General features: G+C 65.7%; 12 protein-coding genes. 6 read left to right on the forward strand and 6 right to left on the reverse strand.

What is annotated here, in order from left to right; translation table 11 throughout:
• The gene (locus tag FLL57_RS04655; protein ID WP_142882258.1) at positions 1–1,512 is read right to left on the reverse strand and encodes an acetyl-CoA acetyltransferase; all 1,512 of its coding nucleotides are present in this window, start codon (positions 1,510–1,512) and stop codon (positions 1–3) included.
• A 40-nt stretch (positions 1,513–1,552) separates the two neighbouring features.
• Positions 1,553–2,332: an SDR family NAD(P)-dependent oxidoreductase gene (locus FLL57_RS04660; RefSeq protein WP_013503451.1), complete on the reverse strand. Its 780-nt coding sequence runs from the start codon at positions 2,330–2,332 to the stop codon at positions 1,553–1,555.
• Positions 2,333–2,500: 168 nt separating this feature from the next.
• Here FLL57_RS04660 and FLL57_RS04665 point away from each other — a divergent pair, with 168 nt between their 5' ends.
• Genes FLL57_RS04665 through FLL57_RS04675 form a run of 3 tightly spaced genes read left to right on the forward strand, consistent with a single transcriptional unit; the run spans position 2,501 to position 4,724 of the window.
• Positions 2,501–3,304: an enoyl-CoA hydratase/isomerase gene (locus FLL57_RS04665; protein WP_013503450.1), complete on the forward strand. Its 804-nt coding sequence runs from the start codon at positions 2,501–2,503 to the stop codon at positions 3,302–3,304.
• A gap of 7 nt (positions 3,305–3,311) precedes the next feature.
• A complete protein-coding gene (locus tag FLL57_RS04670) occupies positions 3,312–4,307 on the forward strand; it encodes a phosphotransferase family protein (protein WP_142882259.1) in 996 nt (331 codons plus the stop codon).
• 18 nt (positions 4,308–4,325) lie between these two features.
• Positions 4,326–4,724: a DUF6285 domain-containing protein gene (locus tag FLL57_RS04675; protein WP_013503448.1), complete on the forward strand. Its 399-nt coding sequence runs from the start codon at positions 4,326–4,328 to the stop codon at positions 4,722–4,724.
• 230 nt (positions 4,725–4,954) lie between these two features.
• Here FLL57_RS04675 and FLL57_RS04680 read toward each other — a convergent pair whose 3' ends face one another.
• Entirely contained in the window at positions 4,955–5,734 is a 780-nt protein-coding gene (locus FLL57_RS04680) for an enoyl-CoA hydratase-related protein (RefSeq protein ID WP_013503447.1), read from the reverse strand.
• 125 nt (positions 5,735–5,859) lie between these two features.
• Between FLL57_RS04680 and FLL57_RS04685 the strand changes: the two genes are divergently transcribed.
• Positions 5,860–7,134, forward strand: a complete 1,275-nt coding sequence (locus FLL57_RS04685) for an acyl-CoA dehydrogenase family protein (protein WP_013503446.1) — start codon at positions 5,860–5,862, stop codon at positions 7,132–7,134.
• A gap of 275 nt (positions 7,135–7,409) precedes the next feature.
• On the opposite strand, the gene FLL57_RS04690 is transcribed toward FLL57_RS04685, so the two are convergent.
• Both FLL57_RS04690 and FLL57_RS04695 read right to left on the reverse strand, forming a co-directional pair.
• Entirely contained in the window at positions 7,410–9,038 is a 1,629-nt protein-coding gene (locus FLL57_RS04690) for a fatty acid--CoA ligase (protein ID WP_013503445.1), read from the reverse strand.
• A gap of 329 nt (positions 9,039–9,367) precedes the next feature.
• A complete protein-coding gene (locus FLL57_RS04695; protein ID WP_013503444.1) occupies positions 9,368–10,240 on the reverse strand; it encodes an SDR family oxidoreductase in 873 nt (290 codons plus the stop codon).
• 110 nt (positions 10,241–10,350) lie between these two features.
• Here FLL57_RS04695 and FLL57_RS04700 point away from each other — a divergent pair, with 110 nt between their 5' ends.
• Both FLL57_RS04700 and FLL57_RS04705 read left to right on the forward strand, forming a co-directional pair.
• Entirely contained in the window at positions 10,351–11,163 is an 813-nt protein-coding gene (locus tag FLL57_RS04700) for a crotonase/enoyl-CoA hydratase family protein (protein ID WP_142882260.1), read from the forward strand.
• Between the two features lie 147 nt (positions 11,164–11,310).
• A complete protein-coding gene (locus FLL57_RS04705; RefSeq protein WP_142882261.1) occupies positions 11,311–12,855 on the forward strand; it encodes an acyl-CoA synthetase in 1,545 nt (514 codons plus the stop codon).
• On the opposite strand, the gene FLL57_RS04710 is transcribed toward FLL57_RS04705, so the two are convergent.
• The gene (locus FLL57_RS04710; protein WP_142882262.1) at positions 12,852–15,638 is read right to left on the reverse strand and encodes an ATP-binding protein; all 2,787 of its coding nucleotides are present in this window, start codon (positions 15,636–15,638) and stop codon (positions 12,852–12,854) included. The two genes, FLL57_RS04705 and FLL57_RS04710, sit on opposite strands and share 4 nt — an antisense overlap.
• Positions 15,639–15,760: the final 122 nt, after the last annotated feature.

Consider the following 15,760-nt stretch of genomic DNA (forward strand, 5'->3'; position numbering starts at 1 on the left):
TCAGGCGGGGCGCCACTCCAGCACGCCGTCGGCCGCGGTCGTGATCGGTCCGCGGGTGCCGACCGGGCTGCGGTCCATACCGGTCAGGAACGCGAGCGTCGCCTGATCCTGCGACGGCACACGCGCCAGCGCGCGGGCGCCGTCAGCGGTCCGCAGCATCACCACGCCATGCTGGACCTCGCCGCGGCCGTCATAGATCACCGTGAAGGTCTCGACCCTGCCGTCACCGCCGGCCTCGGTGACGAAGCGCGGCACGGCGCCATTGGCCGCGTCGGCCTTGGCCTGGACGCTGACGTCCTCGCTCAGCGCCTGCTGCGGCGGCGTGCGCGAGACGACTAGTCCGTGATGCTTGGTGACGAAGCCGCCCTGGCCGTAAAGCAGGCCGAGCTTGGCGCCGCCGCGCAGGCGCCGCACCATCGCGCAGGCGGCGTGGGTCATGTAGGTGTTGAGCGGCGCGCCGAAGAAGGTGAGGCCGCCGGTCACCGTCGGCTCGACGTCTTCGCCGAGGCCGAGCGTGCGCCGCGCCATCTTCGGCACCACCGGGAAACACGAATACAGCTCGATCGCGTCGAAGCGGTGGCCGTCGCCGCCGACCATCGCCTTGATGGTCTCCAGCACCGCGTTCTGGGCGTGGCTCTGCACGAACTGATCGCGGGCGAGATAGTCGCGCGGCTCTTCGGCAGAGGCGCCGCCGTGGATGTAGATCAGCTTGTCCTCGGGAATGCCGGCTTCGCGCGCCTTGGCCAGTGAGGTCAGCAGCACCGCGGCGCCGAGATTGACGCTCGGATTGGCGACCATCAGCTTGGTGTAGGGCCAGGCGATCAGCCGATTGTCGGACGAAGGCGTGGTGATCTCGTTCGGCGCGAAGGCGCGCTTGATCCAGGCGTTCGGATTGCGCGCCGCTGCGGCCGCGTAGCGCGACCACAACACGCCGGATTCGTCGAGCGCCTGCCGCGGTGTCTGGCCCCAATGTGCAGCGGTGGCGACCTCATACAAGGGATACACCGTGATCGGCCGCGCGACTCCGAGCGTCGAGGCGATCGGCTGCTGGAACGCCGCGCCGCGCTTCGGTTCCGGCGCATCGTGCGCAAACGGCGTCCATGGCAGCTCGATCTTGGCGCGCGCCGCCTTGGTCGCGGTCGATTGTGACTCGGCGCCGCAGACCACGGCGACATGCGCGTCGCCGCGGGCGATCCTTAGCGCCGCCTCGTGGATGAACCGGATCGGGCTCTCGCCGCCGACCGGCCCGTAAAAGCAGTGACGCGGCGCGACGCCGAGCCGTGTCGCCAGTTGCTCGGCCGGTGCGTGATAGCGCCAGCTCAGGAAGTTGACGACGTCGAGCGAGTCGATCTGCGGCAGCAGGCCCGCCGCGCTGTCGTCGCCGGCGCGTTGCACGGCGGCTTCGAGCAGCGTCAGCGGCTCCAGCCCTTGCGCGATGTCCTTGGGGTGATCGGCGATTTCGCCGACACCGGCGATGACGGGAATGCGTTCGGGCGGGAGCGTGGTCGGCATTTCTTGCTTCTTGTTGATCGGAAGGTGGAGGCGGGTGTCGTCAGAACGCGGTGTAGCCGCCGTCGATCACGAACGTATCGGCGGTGTGATACGACGACGCCTTGCTCATCAGATACACGGCGATGCCGCCGAAATCCTCCGGCTCGCCGAAACGTCGCACTGGAATACGCGGCATCACGTTGGCGACGAACTTGTCGTTGCCCATGATGCCGGCGGTCATGTCGCTCTTGATCCAGCCAGGCAGGATCGCGTTGGCTGTGATGTCGTAGCGGGCGAGTTCGACCGCGAGCGCGCGCACCAGCGCGTTGATCGCCGCCTTGGTGGCCGCGTAGTGCTCGTTCCGCGCGGTGCCGAAGATCGAGGCGAGGCTCGAGGTCGCGACCAGCCGGCCGAACGGATCGCCGTCGGCGGCGCGCTCGGTCATGTGCCGCGCCGCAGCCTGGAAGGCGTGGAACACGCCGTCGAGATTGGTCGCGAACATCGAGCGCCACTGCTCTTCGGTGCGGTCGATGAACGCCTGCCGGCCGCCGCCGCCGATGCCCGCATTGGCGAAGCAGCCGTCGACGCGGCCGAACGCCTTCAGCGTCGCATCCATCGCCGCCTTGACCGAAGCGGGATCGGTGACGTCGCAGATCTGTGCGTCGACCTTGCCCGGCGCTTTCGCCATCGTGGCGAGCGCGGCGTGGTTCTTGACCGCGTTGCGGCCCCAGATCGAGACGTTGCAGCCGGCGGCGGCCAGCGCCTGCGCCATGCCGAGGCCGATACCACCATTGCCCCCGGTGACGACCGCGACGCGGCCGCTCAGATCGAAAATGCTCATCCAGCGTTTCCATTTTTGTTTGTCGCGCGCTACACCGTGCAGGCCGGTGCGGACGCTGTGATCGATGCAGGACCATGGACAAGCGCGTCGCAAAAATCAAATATGCTTTCACGTCGCAAAACCCTTCCACAGCGCGGAATAACCGCGAACCGATAGCGCGAGGAAACTATGCAGTTCAAACACGTCACGCTCGATTTCGACGGCGCCGTCGCGATCCTGAAACTCGATCATCAGGAAGTGATGAACGCTGTGTCGATCGACATGCTGGGCGGCCTCGGCGAAGCGCTGGACGCGATCGAGGAGAAGCGTGCCGAAGTGCGCTGCCTGGTGATCACCGGTGCCGGTCGCGCGTTCTGCACCGGTGCCAATCTGCAGGGCCGCAACTCCGGCAACAACATGAGCCAAGGCGGCGGCAAGGGGGCCGGCGCGGCGCTGGAGACCGCGTTCCATCCGTTCCTGCGCCGGCTGCGCCGGCTGCATTGCCCGATCGTCACCTCGGTCAACGGTCCGGCTGCAGGCGCCGGCATGAGCTTCGCGCTGATGGGCGACATGATCCTGTGCGCCAAGTCGTCGTACTTCCTGCAGGCGTTCCGCCGCATCGGCCTGGTGCCGGATTGCGGCTCGACCTGGCTGCTGCCGCGCCTGGTCGGCAAGGCGCGCTCGGTCGAATTGTCGCTGCTCGGCGAGAAGCTGCCGGCCGACAAGGCGCTGGAATGGGGCCTCGTCAATCGCGTGCACGAGGATGCCGAGCTGTGGGGCGAAACCATGAAGCTCGCCCACGACCTCGCCAACGGTCCGACCATCGCGCTGTCGCTGATCCGCAAGCTGTATTGGGACTCGCCGGAGAACTCGTTCGAGGAACAGCTCAACCTAGAATTCGAATGTCAGCGCGTCGCCGGCTCGACCGACGACTTCAAGGAAGGCGTCGGAGCGTTCCTCGAGAAGCGCCCGGCGCAGTTCAAGGGCAAATAAGCCCGACATGGCCGCTGCAGCTTTTGCCGACGCGCTGAAGAAGAGCGTGGTCGGATGGTGCATTGGGGCGACCGGCGTTCGTGATCTCGCGCAGCTCTCAGGCGGCGCGAGCCAGGAGACGTGGTCGTTCGTGATTGAGCGGCCGGACGGCGACATCGCGGCGATCCTGCGCCGCTCGCCGCCGGGTTACGGCAGCGTTTCCGGGCGTGCCGCGGGCCTCGATGTCGAAGCCGAACTGATGGGGCTCGCCTACGAGGCCGGCGTACCGTCGCCGCAGGTGCTGCACGTCCTCACCGAAGCCGACGCGCTCGGCGCCGGCTTCGTGATGCGGCGCGTCGAGGGCGAGACCATCCCGCGCAAGATCCTGCGCGATGCGCAGTTCGCCGAAGCGCGGCCGAAGCTGGCGCGGCAGATCGGCACCATCCTCGCCGGCCTGCACGGCATCGACAGTGCCGCGCTGCCGAGCTTGCGGACGATCAGTTCGAGCGAGGAGATCGGTCTGCTGCGCGATGACTATCGCAGCATGGCGTGGCCGCGGCCGGTGTTCGAACTGGCGCTGCGCTGGCTCGGCCACAACGACCCCGGCGCGTCGAAAGCGGTCACGCTGGTGCACGGCGATTTCCGCCACGGCAACCTGATCATCGGTCCGGACGGCGTTCGCGCGGTGCTGGATTGGGAACTGGCGCATCGCGGCGATCCGATGGAAGACCTCGGCTGGATCTGCGTCAATTCCTGGCGGTTCGGCGAGATCGACAAGCCGGTCGGCGGGCTCGGCTCGCGCGAGGAGATGTTCGAAGGTTACGAAGCCGCGGGCGGCCGCGTCGATCCGGATCGCGTCAAGTTCTGGGAAGTGATGGGCACGCTGCGCTGGGGCATCATGTGCTGCGGCATGATGCAGCGGTTCCGTCAAGGCCCCGATCATTCGATGGAGCCTGCGATGATCGGCCGCCGCTCGTCGGAAACCGAAATCGATCTGCTGCGGCTGCTGGCGCCGCGCGGCTAATCATTCAGCGAGGCAGCGATGCAGGACGAACCGAGGCCGGACGAACTGATCAAGGCGGTGGCGGACTTTCTGCGCGAGCAGATCGTTCCACAGATCTCCGGCCACGCCGCGTTTAAGCTGCGGGTCGGCATCAATGCACTCGATCTGGTGACGCGGCAATTGGCGTTGTCGGGCGAAAGCGATGCCGAAGAACACGCCAGCCTGAAGGCGCTGCTCGGCCATGACGGCTCGCTGTTCAATCTCAATGGCGAACTCGCCGATCGCATCGCCTCCGGCGCGGTCGACCTATCGACGCCCGGCGTCAAGGACCATCTGTGGCGCACCACGCTGGCCAAGCTCGCCGTCGATCAGCCGAACTATGCGAGCTATCGGCGGGAGATGCAGGGAAGCGAATCCAAAGAGGCTGCGTCATCCTGAGGCGCCGTCGCGAAGCGACGGCCTCGAAGGATGAGCTGTGAGCATTCGCCGCCGCATCCTTCGAGGCTCGCTGCGCTCGCGCCCCGGAATGACTCGGAGAGGCTGTGTCCCCTTCGTTCCGCGTCGTCATTGCGAGCGCAGCGAAGCAATCCAGTCGCCTTGCACTGAACTTCCGGATTGCTTCGTCGCTGCGCTCCTCGCCATGACGAAAGAGATCTCTCGGCGAGGAACTACTTGCCCTGCCAGTTCGGCGCGCGCTTCTCCGAGAACGCCTTCGGTCCTTCGATGTAGTCCTGCGACGCCACCATCGCCTTCACGGCCGGATAGTCGCGCTGTTCGGCGATCGCCTGCGGCAGTGATACCTCCAAACCTCGCGACAGTGTCTGCTTCGAGGCGCGGATCGACATCGGCGAGACGGCACAGATGGCTTCGGCCCAGCGTTCGGCGGCGGCGAGCGCTTCGCCCTGCGGCACGACTTCGTTGACGAAGCCGAGCTCCAGCCCCTCCCGGGCAGGAACGTGGCGGGCGGTGAGGATCATGCCCATCGCGCGCTTCAGCCCGATCTGGCGGGGCAGGCGGTGCAGGCCGCCGGCGAGCGCCGCGAGGCCGACGCGCGGCTCGGGCAGCGCAAAGGTTGCGTTCTCCGCCGCGATGATCAGGTCGCAGGCGAGCGCGATCTCGAAGCCGCCGCCCATCGCCACGCCGTTCACCGCTGCGATGATCGGCTTGTCGCAGTCGAACCGCGAGGTGAGCCCGCCGAACCCGCTCTCGCCCCAGCCGCGCTTGCCGCCCGACGCCTGCCACTTCAGATCGTTGCCGGCGCAGAACGCCTTGTCGCCGGCGCCGGTGACGATCGCGACCCACTGCTCGGGATCGGCGGCGAAATCGTTGAACACGCCTTCGAGTTCGAAATGCGCGTCGGTGTGCAGCGCGTTGTACACTTCGGGCCGCGACAGCGTGACGATGGTGATCGGGCCCTTGCGGGTGACGGTGGAGAACTGCAGCGCCATCGGCGTTTCCTTTTTTCGTTGAGCAGAATTGTGCGGCTGAAGCGCGCTTGACTTGTCCTGCACGGCGCATGTTAATCGGTCGCTTAACAAGATCAACAACAACACGAAGACTGTGGGAGCACGCCTTGGATTTCTCTCTGCCGCCCGATCTGGTCGCCTATTTGGCCGAACTCGACCGCTTCATCGACGCGAAGATCAAGCCGCTGGAGCAGGCCGACGACAACATCCGCTTCTTCGATCATCGCCGCGAATGGGCGCGGACCGATTTCGAACACGGCGGGCTGCCGCGTCACGACTGGGAAGAGCTGCTGCGCAAGGCGAAGGATCTCGCCGATGAGGCCGGCCATCTCCGCTTCGCGATTCCGAAGCGCTACGGCGGCCAGGACGGTACCAACCTCTGGATGGCGGTGATCCGCGAACACTTCGCCGCCAAGGGACTCGGCCTGCACAACGATCTGCAGAACGAGCATTCGATCGTCGGCAATTTCCCGATCGTGAAGATGCTCGATCTATACGGCCGCGACGATCAGAAGGCGATGATCGACGGCTCGATCAAGGGCAAGTATCGCATCACGTTCGGCTTGACCGAGCCGGACCACGGCTCGGACGCGACCCACATGGAGACGCGCGCCGAAGAGGCGACTCGCGACGGCAAGAAAGGCTGGGTGATCAACGGCGAGAAGATGTGGACGACGGGCATGCACGTCGCCACGCATTGTGCGCTGTTCGCCCGCACCTCGGGCAATGACGGCGACGCGCGTGGCATCACCTGCTTCCTGGTGCCGGCCGATGCGACTGGCGTGAAGGTCGAAGAGTACTTGTGGACCTTCAACATGCCGACCGACCATCCGCGGGTGAGCTTCACCGATGTGTTCGTCACCGAGGAGGCGGTGTTCGGCGAGGTAGGCCGCGGCCTGTCGCTGGCGCAGTGCTTCGTGCACGAGAATCGCATCCGTCAGGCAGCCTCGTCGCTCGGCGCCGCGGTGTTCTGCATCAATGAAAGCGTGAAGTACGCGCGTGAGCGCAAACCGTTCGGCGAAGAACTGGCGCGCAACCAGGCGATCCAGTTCCCGCTCGTCGAGCTTGCCACCCAGGCCGAGATGCTGCGCCTCCTGATCCGCAAGACCGCGTGGGAGATGGATCAGATGACCCAGGCGCAGGTCGAGCACACGCTGTCCGACAAGGTGTCGATGTGTAACTACTGGGCGAACCGGCTGTGCGGCCAGGCGGCCGACCGCGCGATTCAAGTCCACGGCGGCATCGGCTATTCGCGCCACAAGCAGTTCGAACACATCTACCGCCACCACCGCCGCTATCGCATCACCGAGGGCAGCGAGGAAATCCAGATGCGCAAGGTGGCGGGCTTCCTGTTCGGCTACATGGGCGCGAACAAGCGATAGATATCTGTAGGGTGGGCACGCTTCGCGTTGCCCACCCTACGGCGCTACACGCAGTACCTCGCCGTGGTCATTCCGGGGCGCGCGAAGCGCGAGCCCGGAATCCATATCCCCTGGCTTCGCCGTGTCAGCAGGTGTTTGCCACGCGGTGGCTTAACGCGACCACTGTGTTTATCGATTCCGGGTTCGCGAGCTACGCTCGCGCCCCGGAATGACGAACGAGAGGGATGTGCGCCGGGCTTTGGCGGCTTAGCGTCGCCGTCCGATGTGGCCGCCCCTCAGTTTACCTGCCGGTCCTTGCCGCTCCAATACGGATCGCGGAGCTGGCGGCGGAGGATCTTGCCGGAGGCGTTGCGGGGCAGGGCCGGGATGAAGTCGATCGACTTCGGAGTCTTGTAGCCGGCGATCCGGGTGCGGGTGAAGCCGATGATGTCCTGCGCGGTGGCTTCCTTGCCGGGCTTCATCACCACCACGGCCTTGACGGCTTCGCCCCACTGATCGTCCGGCACGCCGACCACCGCGACCTCGGCGACGTCCGGATGATCGCAGATCGCGCTCTCGACCTCGGCCGGATAGATGTTCTCGCCGCCGGAGATGATCATGTCCTTGATGCGATCGTGGATGTAGACGTAGCCGTCCTCGTCCATGTAGCCGGCGTCACCGGTGCGCAGCCAGTTGTCGGCGTCGATCGTCTTCTTGGTGGCGTCGGGGAGATTCCAGTAGCCCACCATGTTGGAGCCGGAGCGGGTGGCGATCTCGCCGACCTGGCGCGGCGGCAGCGGCTTGCCGTCGGGATCGAGGATTGCGATCTCGACCCCGGGCAGCGCCTTGCCGGCCGAGCGCATCCGCTCCAGCCCTTCGACATGATCCTCCGGCGGCAGCGCCACGATGGTGCCGGTGGTCTCGGTCATGCCGTACATCTGCACGAAGCCGCACTTGAAGACCTCGATGCACTCCTTCAACAGCGCCGCCGGAATCGGTGAGGCGCCGTACAGCATGTATTTCAGCCGCGAGAAATCGACCTCGCGCGCACGCGGCTGCCGCACCACGAATTGCATCGCCGCCGGCACCATGAACAGCTTGGTGATGCCGGACTGCTCGAAGAAATCGAGCACCTTGGTCGGATCGAATTCGCGCGCGATCACGCCCTTGGCGCCGTGATAGATCCCCATCATGCCCCAGCCGGAGCCGCCGATGTGAAACACCGGCATCGCCACCAGCGACACGTCGTCGGGCGTCCAGGTGTTCCACTCCGGTTTGTTGTCCTGGCCGGCGCGGACCAGCGACAGGAAGTTGGCGTGGCTGAGCATCGCGCCCTTCGGCTTTCCGGTAGTGCCGGAGGTGTAGAGCTGGATCGCGATGTCGGACGGCGCGATCGCGACCTGCGGATCGTCACTCGGCTGCGCGTCGCGCCATTTGGCAAAGTCCTGCCACTCCGGCGCGCCGCCTTCGGTAGTGATGATGTGGCGCACGCTGGGGATCTGGTCTTTCAGGCCGCGGACCTGATCGACGAATTCCGGGCCGACGAACAGGATCGCCGCCTTGCAGTCTTCGACGATGTAGGCGATCTCCGGCCCTGCAAGGCGCCAGTTCACCGGCGCCATCACCGCCTTGGCCTTGATCGCGCCACTCCACAGCTCGAAATAAATGTCGCTGTTCTTGCCGAGATAGGCGATGCGCTCGTTCGGTTGCACGCCGGAGGCCTGCAGCGCGCGGGCGACCTGATTTGTGTGGCGATCGAAGTCGGCAAAGGTGCTGATGCGGCCTTCGAATTCGTAGGCGATCTCGTTGCCGCGGGTCTCGGCCTGTGCGCGGATCACATCGGCCAGCGTGGCCGGCTCCGACGAGGCAGCCGGCGCAGGCGAATTGAAGGCGGCCGTGCGGGCCTTCTCCTGAAGGTCGGACATTGTCACTCCCTGGATATTATTAGTTGCTTGTTGTTTGCCGGAAGTCTGCCGCGCTTCGCAGGCAAACACAAGCGGGAGGGAATGTCGCGGGTGGGAAGTAAATGCCGCGGCGAGAGCAGAGCCGGGCGGCGTTGCAGGGCACAATGGCTGCGCACAACAACCTGGTCATCGCCCGGCTCGTCCGGGCGACCCAGTATTGCAGAGCGTTCGTGGTCAGCCGCAGGCTATCCGTAGTACTGGATCCCCGCATCCGAGGGGATGACGGTGGTGAGCTTGCGTTGGCGTAGCAACCAGCACCGTCGATCCCGGCCATGACAAACTGGCGGCGGTTACCCCCGCTGCGCGCGGTCTTTTTCGTTCTGGGCCTTGATCGAGGCCTTGGCCTGCTCCCAGTCGGCGTCGCTCCAGTCGCGGAGCTGGTAGAAGTTGCCGCCCATGGCGAGGCCCTGGGCGCCGTCCATCGCGATGGTTTCGCCGCTGATCCAGTCGCAGCCGCCGGAGATCAGGAAGGTGGCGAGGTTCTGCAGCTCTTCCATGGTGCCGACGCGGCCCATCGGATTCATCTTGATGGTGCGGGCACCGGCCTCGTCGCCCGGCTTGATCCGCTTGCTCATGCCCTCGGTCGGAATTTCGCCGGGCGCAATGGTGTTGAGGCGGATGCCGTATTTTCCCCATTCGGTGGCGAGCGACATCGTCATGGCATGGATCGCCGACTTGCTCATCGCCGACGGCACCACATAGGGGCTGCCGTTGCGCACCCAGGTGGTGGTGATCGACACCACGTTGCCGCGATGGCCGCCGGCGATCCAGCGCTTGCCGACCGCGTGGGTGACGTAGAACGTGCCGTGCATCACGATGTTGGCGACGGCGTCGAAACCGCGCGGGCTGAGATCCTCACTCCGCGAGATGAAATTTCCCGCCGCGTTGTTGATCAGGTCGGTGAGCGGCCCGCTCTCGAAGATGGTCTCGACCATATGGTCGACCGCCGCCGCGTCGCGGATATCGACGCCGTAGGTCATCACCTTGCCGCCGTACTGATCCATCAGTTCGGTCGCGGTCTCGTCGCACACGCCCTTGCGGCGGCCGCAGATGTGGACTTCGGCGCCGAGTTGCAGGAAGCGCGCCGCCATCGCCTTGCCGAGACCGGTGCCGCCACCGGTGACGAGGATGCGACGGCCGGCGAGAAGCTGATCTGTGAACATGAAGAAAACCGCCTGGGAAAGTTGAAGCTGACCGTTAATTAGGTGATTGACTAAATCCCGACAACGCTTTTCTGTAGCGCGGCAACGCAAAACAACGAAGGGACTTCCCGATGAACGATCGCGTTTCGGTGACGATCACGGATGGCGTCGCCGATGTTCGACTGGTGCGCGTGGACAAGATGAATGCGCTCGATGCTGCGATGTTCGAGGCGTTGGTGAGCACCACCGAACGGCTGGCGCAGGACAAAGGCGTGCGCGCCGTGGTGCTGTCGGGGGAGGGCAAGGCGTTCTGCGCCGGCCTCGACATGGGACGTTTCGCCGCGATGAAGGAGAGCGGCGGCAACGGAATTCCGGGAGGCGAATTTCGAGACCTGACCAAGCGCACCCACGGCCAGGCCAACGCACCGCAACAGGCGGTATGGGGCTGGCGGATGCTGCCGGTGCCGGTGATTGCTGCGGTGCACGGTGTCGCGTTCGGCGGAGGCTGTCAGCTCGCGCTCGGTGCCGACATCCGGCTGATGGCGCCGGACGCCAGGATGTCGATCATGGAGATCAAATGGGGTCTGGTGCCCGACATGGCCGGCACGCCGATCCTGGCGACGCTGCTGCGCGACGACGTGCTGCGCGAATTGACCTACACCGGCCGCGTCGTCGATGCACAGGAGGCGGTGAGTCTCGGCCTCGCCACCAAGGTCGTCGACGATCCGTATCAGGCCGCGCTGGCGATGGCGCGCGAGATCGCCGGCAAGAATCCGGACGCGATCCGCGCCGCCAAGCGGATGATGAACAAGCTGTCGATCGATCCCGGACCGGCGCTGCTCGCCGAAAGCGTCGAGCAACAGAAACTGATCGGCTCGCCGAACCAGACCGAGGCGGTGCGGGCGAATTTGGAAAAGCGCGCGCCGAATTTCATCGACGCATAGCGCCACGCGGCAAATACATGACTTATCGAGAGGACGCCGCGCGCATCGCGCGGCGTCTTCACGTATAAGCGCCGCATCAACGCGCCGCAGCGTTGCGTCATACTCGCGCGCTGCAGCCAACCCCGACTCGAGAATCGGAGAGTAACAATGTCTGAGAACCAGCTTTATCACGGCATCGTTTCCGGCGACCGCCGCCGCAGCTTCGACGAAGTGAACGCCCGCGTCGCGACCATCGCCGGCGGACTGCAGGCGCTCGGCGTCAAACCCGGCGATTGCGTCTGCGTGCTGATGCGCAACGATATCGCATTCATGGAGGCGGTGTACGGCGTGATGACGCTCGGCGCCTATGCGGTGCCGGTAAACTGGCATTTCAAGCCCGAAGAAGTCGGCTACATCATCGCCGATTCCGCAACCCGGGTGCTGATCGGCCACGCCGATCTGTTGCACGCCGTCGCCTCGGCGATCCCGGCGGACCTTCCGGTGCTCAGCGTGCCGACGCCACCGGAAGTGATCGCCAACTACAAGATCGCGCCGGATCATCTGTCGCCGCCGACCGGCGCGATCGGTCTCGACGGCTGGATGGCGCAGCAGAAGCCGTATGACGGCCCGGCGTTGCCGCAGCCGCAGAACATGATCTACACCTCCGGCACCACCGGGCACCCGAAAGGCGTCAAGCGGTTCGCGCCGACGCCGGAGCAGGCGGCGCATGCCGAGAAGATGCGCGCGACGATCTACGGTCTGAAGCCGCAAGCCCGGGCGCTGTGCCCGGGCCCGCTGTATCACTCGGCGCCGAACTCGTTCGGCATCCGCGCCGGCAAGCTCGGCGGCGTGCTGGTGCTGATGCCGCGCTTCCACCCCGAAGAGTTCTTGGCGCTGGTGCAGGAGCACAAGATCGACACCGTATTCATGGTGCCGACGATGTTCATCCGGCTGATGAAGCTGCCCGCCGAGGTGCGCGCCAAATACGACGTCTCGTCGCTGCGCCATGTCATCCACGCCGCCGCGCCGTGCCCGGCCGACGTCAAGCGTGCGATGATCGCATGGTGGGGGCCGGTGATCTACGAGTTCTACGGCTCGACCGAAAGCGGCGCCGTGACGTTCGCGACGTCCGAAGACGCGCTGAACAAGCCAGGCACCGTCGGCAAGATTGCGCACGGCGCCGAGCTGAAGTTCATCGACGACGACGGCAACGAAGTGCCGCAGGGGCAGATCGGCGAGATCTTTTCGCGGATCGCCGGCAATCCGGACTTCACCTATCACAACAAGCCGGAGAAGCGCGCGGAGATCGACCGCGACGGTTTCATCACCTCCGGCGATATGGGCTATCTCGACGACGACGGCTACGTGTTCATCTGCGATCGCAAGCGCGACATGGTGATCTCCGGCGGCGTCAACATTTATCCCGCCGAGATCGAGGCGGCGCTGCACGCGGTTCCGGGCGTGCACGATTGCGCGGTGTTCGGCATTCCGGATGCGGAATTCGGCGAGGCGCTGATGGCGATGCTTGAGCCTCAGCCCGGCGTTACGGTGGACGAGAATTTCGTTCGCTCGCAGCTCAAGCTGGCACTCGCCGACTACAAGGTGCCCAAGCACATCAAGATCATGCCGGAGCTGCCGCGCGAGGATTCCGGCAAGATCTTCAAGCGACGCCTGCGCGATCCGTATTGGGCGAATGCCGGCCGGGTGATCTAACTCGCCGCGCTCTTGTGTTCCGTGCCGGCCAGATCGTCGGCCGGCCGGTGGTCGGCACGACTCAGCGCCGCGCGGACCAGCCGCGCCAGATCGGCGCGGCGGAACGGCTTCGACAGCAGCAGCACGCCGGGATCGAGCCGGCCGTGGTGCACGATGGCGTTCTCGGTGTAGCCCGAGGTGTACAGCACCTTCACAGGCCGAATCCGCGCCACCGCATCGGCCAGCTCGCGGCCGTTGAGCCCGCCGGGCATGATGATATCGGTCAGTAGCAGGTCGAACGGCGTGCCACGCCTGACCTCGGCGAGCGCCGCTGCGCCGTCCGCCGCCGCGATGGTGCGATAGCCGAGGCCGCGGAGCTGGGCGAGGGCGAAGTTGCGGACCAGTTCCTCGTCCTCGACCAGCAGGATAGTTTCGCTGCCGCCCTCGACGGGGATGATCGAAGGCGGCGCGTCGATCCCGGAATCGGCCCGCGGCAGATACAGCTTGACGGTGGTGCCGTGCCGTTGCTCGCTGTAGATCTGGATGTGGCCGTTCGATTGTTTGACGAAGCCGTACACCATGCTCAGCCCGAGCCCGGTGCCTTTGCCGACACTCTTGGTGGTGAAGAACGGCTCGAACGCCTTGTCCAGTACGGACGGTGCCATGCCGGCGCCGGAGTCGCTGACCGCAATCATGACGTAGCGGCCCGGCTTCACTTCGGGGTGGTGCTCGGCATAGTCGGCGTCGAGCGACACATTGGCGGTCTCGAACAGCAGCTTGCCTCCACCCGGCATCGCGTCGCGCGCGTTGACGGCGAGGTTGAGCAGCGCCGACGACAGTTGCGACGGATCGATCAACGCCGGGTCGACCGCGGGATCGAGCCGGACGTCGATCTCGATGTGCTCGCCGATGGTCGGTCGCAACAATTGCTTGATATTCGACACCACGGTGTTGACGTCGATGTTACGCGGCTGCAGCGGTTGCTTGCGTGCGAAGGCGAGTAACTGCCGGGTCAGGTCCGCGCCGCGCTCGGCAGCCTGATCGATCATCTTGGCGATGGTGACGAGATCGGGCCGGTCGGCGAGCTCGTCGAGCAGGATTTCCGCGGTGCCGCTGATCACGGTCAGCATGTTGTTGAAGTCGTGGGCGACGCCGCCGGTGAGCTGGCCGATCGCCTCGAGCTTCTGCGCCTGGTGCAGCCGGCGTTCGGTCTCCTTGAGGGCGGAGACGTCGGTGAACACGACCACCGCGCCGCTGATCACGCCTTCGGCGTCGCGGATCGGCCGCGCATTGCCGGAGACGTCGACGATCTTGTCGCTGCCGAGCACGTGGAGGATCAGTTCGAAGCGGTCGACCGGTTCGCCGCGCATTGCCCGCCGTCCGGGGCGCTGATCGACCTCGAGGGGCGTCACGCCATCGGTGAGGAACGACTCCACCGAGCTTTCCCAGGTCGGTCCGCTCCATCCGGACGGCGCGGTGCGCAGCGCCACGGCGGCGGGGTTCTCGTAGATCACCCGGCCTTCGGCATCGATCAACAGCACGGCCTCCGCCATCGCGTTCATGATCGACTCGAAAATCTCCTTCTCGCGGCGGAGCGCGGCGGTCTTGTCGCGCGCCTCCTGCATGGTTGCGGAGAACGCTTCGGCCAGTACGCCGATCTCGCCGCCGGCATTGCGGGGCAGCGCCAGCGGTGCGCCGCTGCCGAGGCTTTCGACCGCACGTGTCATGTCCGATAGCGGCCGTGCCAGGCTGCGGGCGAACGCCACCGCCAGCACGGTAGCGACTAGCACCGCGAAGCTGCCGCCGATCAAGGTCGACTTCGCCCAGGCCAGCATCGGACCGCGGGTCATGTTCTGTTCGGCGATCGCTTCGACCAGCACCAGCGGTGCTGTGCCGGCGACGTTCATCGGCTGGACTGCGACACCGAACCGCTCGCCGTCACGGTTTGCGATCACTGCCGGCGTCCAGACGTTTCCGGTCAAGGCGCCGACAAGCGCCGGAAAGTCCTCCAGCAGGTTCGACACCAGATCGGCGGTGATGTCGGTGTTCCGGGCGTCAGGATGAAACAGATAGCTGCCCTCTCGATCGACCACGTAGATTCTGGAGCTGGCGTGAACCGGAGCTCGCAACCCGGTGAAAGGCTTGCGCAGGTCGATGGTCGCAGCCATCACGCCGAATCGTCGGCCATCCTCGGCGAACACTGGGGTGACGACGTGAAGGACGGGGCGCCGCGTCGGCGTGGTGCCGGTGCGATCGTCGATCTGCTCGAGTTCGACCGTGGAGACCACCATGTCTCCGTCTTCCGCCGTGAGCCCGAGTTGCACCAGGGCGGCCCCGCTCGGCCGCCGCAGCTCGTCGCCGGCGAAGACGCGAATTTCGCCCCCTGGCCGCCGCTCGACGCGGACCACGTCGCGACCGGGGTCGCCGAGGCTGATCAGTCGATAGTGCGCAATATCCGGCTTGTTTTCGAGTTCCAGCGCCAGACGTCGACCGATCCGCTCTCGCCATCGCGGCAAGCTCTCTCCGCCGGCGGCCTTCTTCGACGGATCGAGGTTGAGTTCGATCAGTTCGTCGATGCCGATGATGCGGCGGAAGCCGAGCAGATCGGCACTGACGCTGTTGACAAGATGCGACAGGTCGCGGGCCTGGGATGAGGCATCGGCGTTGAGACCAGCCAAGGTTCGCTCGATCGCCACCGGCGCGATGTTGCGGTAGCCGAGATAGCCGACGCCGATCGCGGTCAGCACCACCGTCGAGACCACCAAAATCGCCAGCCTGGTCGAAAGCGTCAGCCTCTTGCGCAACTTGCTGCCCTCCAAGGTTGCAATGCTAGGCACGGCTTTCGCGGTGCTGCAACGATACGGGGCAAACGCGCTCAGTTTTCTTTGGATAGTTGCGGGTCCGTGAGTTCCTGTTCTTGGAACTG

The sequence above is a fragment of the Rhodopseudomonas palustris genome (genome assembly GCF_007005445.1).
In the GTDB taxonomy this organism is placed as follows: Bacteria; Pseudomonadota; Alphaproteobacteria; order Rhizobiales; family Xanthobacteraceae; genus Rhodopseudomonas; species Rhodopseudomonas palustris_G.

Bases quoted from the DNA above. Each gene is read 5' to 3' on its own strand.
- FLL57_RS04655 (WP_142882258.1), bottom strand. From the start codon at position 1,512: ATGCCGACCACGCTCCCGCCCGAACGCATTCCCGTCATCGCCGGTGTC.
- FLL57_RS04660 (WP_013503451.1), bottom strand. From the start codon at position 2,332: ATGAGCATTTTCGATCTGAGCGGCCGCGTCGCGGTCGTCACCGGGGGC.
- FLL57_RS04665 (WP_013503450.1), top strand. From the start codon at position 2,501: ATGCAGTTCAAACACGTCACGCTCGATTTCGACGGCGCCGTCGCGATC.
- FLL57_RS04670 (WP_142882259.1), top strand. From the start codon at position 3,312: ATGGCCGCTGCAGCTTTTGCCGACGCGCTGAAGAAGAGCGTGGTCGGA.
- FLL57_RS04675 (WP_013503448.1), top strand. From the start codon at position 4,326: ATGCAGGACGAACCGAGGCCGGACGAACTGATCAAGGCGGTGGCGGAC.
- FLL57_RS04680 (WP_013503447.1), bottom strand. From the start codon at position 5,734: ATGGCGCTGCAGTTCTCCACCGTCACCCGCAAGGGCCCGATCACCATC.
- FLL57_RS04690 (WP_013503445.1), bottom strand. From the start codon at position 9,038: ATGTCCGACCTTCAGGAGAAGGCCCGCACGGCCGCCTTCAATTCGCCT.
- FLL57_RS04695 (WP_013503444.1), bottom strand. From the start codon at position 10,240: ATGTTCACAGATCAGCTTCTCGCCGGCCGTCGCATCCTCGTCACCGGT.
- FLL57_RS04700 (WP_142882260.1), top strand. From the start codon at position 10,351: ATGAACGATCGCGTTTCGGTGACGATCACGGATGGCGTCGCCGATGTT.
- FLL57_RS04705 (WP_142882261.1), top strand. From the start codon at position 11,311: ATGTCTGAGAACCAGCTTTATCACGGCATCGTTTCCGGCGACCGCCGC.